A 1,470-nucleotide genomic window follows, 5' to 3' on the forward strand; every position below is an offset into this window, starting at 1 on the left:
TTTGACCGTATTTCAGCTTGAGGGCATCGTTATCTCAGGCACAAAAAAGCCCGGCTCAAGAGCCGGGCTTTTCATTTACGCTACTGCACTCAAGCGCCGTACACCGGCAGCTTCTTGCAGATGGCCTTGACCTTCTCACGCACCGCGTCGATCACGGCTTCGTTGTTCAGGTCGGCCAGGATGTCGCAGATCCAGCCGGCCAGTTCCTTGCACTCTGCTTCCTTGAAGCCGCGAGTGGTCACCGCCGGGGTGCCGAAGCGCAGACCCGAGGTGACGAACGGCGAACGTGGGTCGTTCGGTACGGAGTTCTTGTTCACGGTGATGAAGGCTTTGCCCAGAGCGGCGTCAGCATCTTTACCGGAGATGTCCTGCTTGATCAGCGACAGCAGGAACAGGTGGTTCTCGGTACCACCGGACACGACATCAAAGCCGCGCTCGATGAACACGCCCGCCATGGCCTTGGCGTTTTTCACCACTTGTTGCTGATAAGTCTTGAACTCAGGCTGCAGCGCTTCCTTGAAGCAGATCGCTTTGGCGGCGATCACGTGCTCCAGCGGGCCACCCTGGGCGCCCGGGAATACGGCGGAGTTCAGCTTCTTCTCGATGTCGGCGTTGGCGCGCGCCAGGATCAGGCCGCCACGCGGACCGCGCAGGGTCTTGTGGGTGGTGGTGGTCACGACGTCGGCATAAGGCACCGGGTTCGGGTAGACACCTGCGGCAACCAGGCCGGCCACGTGGGCCATGTCGACGAACAGGTACGCGCCCACTTTGTCGGCGATTGCGCGGAAACGCGGGAAATCCAGGATCTGCGAGTAGGCAGAGAAACCGGCCACGATCATTTTTGGCTTGTGCTCGACCGCCAGGCGCTCGACTTCGTCGTAGTCGATCAGGCCATTGGCATCGATACCGTATTGAACGGCGTTGTACAGCTTGCCGGAGGAGGAAACGCTGGCGCCGTGGGTCAGGTGACCGCCGTGGGCCAGGCTCATGCCCAGGATGGTGTCGCCACCTTGCAGCAGGGCCAGGTATACGGCGCTGTTGGCTTGGGAGCCGGCGTGCGGCTGAACGTTGGCGTAATCGGCGCCGAACAGCTCCTTGGCACGGTCGATGGCCAACTGCTCAACCACGTCGACGTACTCGCAGCCGCCGTAGTAGCGCTTGCCTGGGTAGCCTTCGGCGTATTTGTTGGTCAGTACCGAACCTTGAGCCTCCATGACCGCGGGGCTGGTGTAGTTTTCCGAAGCGATCAGCTCAATGTGCTCTTCCTGGCGCACGGCTTCTTGCTCCATGGCGGCGAAGAGATCGGCGTCGTACTTGGCAATGGTCAAATCACGGCTGAACATGGCGGTCCTCAAGGATCGGGGGCAGAAAAGGAGGGCATTCTAACCCAATGGGTTTTAGATGGCATATGAAAGGACATCATGTCGCGGACAAGCGGGGCTCATCTGGGGGTGGGCGGGGTCTGTGCCG

At 60.7% G+C, this 1,470-nt stretch carries 1 protein-coding gene; it reads right to left on the minus strand.

The genetic code is table 11. From position 1 onward, the window contains the following. Window positions 1-89 precede the first annotated feature (89 nt). Window positions 90-1,343: a serine hydroxymethyltransferase gene (gene glyA / locus JWR98_RS27735; protein ID WP_078743630.1), complete on the minus strand. Its 1,254-nt coding sequence runs from the start codon at window positions 1,341-1,343 to the stop codon at window positions 90-92. Window positions 1,344-1,470 lie beyond the last annotated feature (127 nt).

It is taken from the genome of Pseudomonas lactucae (assembly GCF_016937615.1).
Lineage (GTDB): Bacteria > Pseudomonadota > Gammaproteobacteria > Pseudomonadales > Pseudomonadaceae > Aquipseudomonas > Aquipseudomonas lactucae.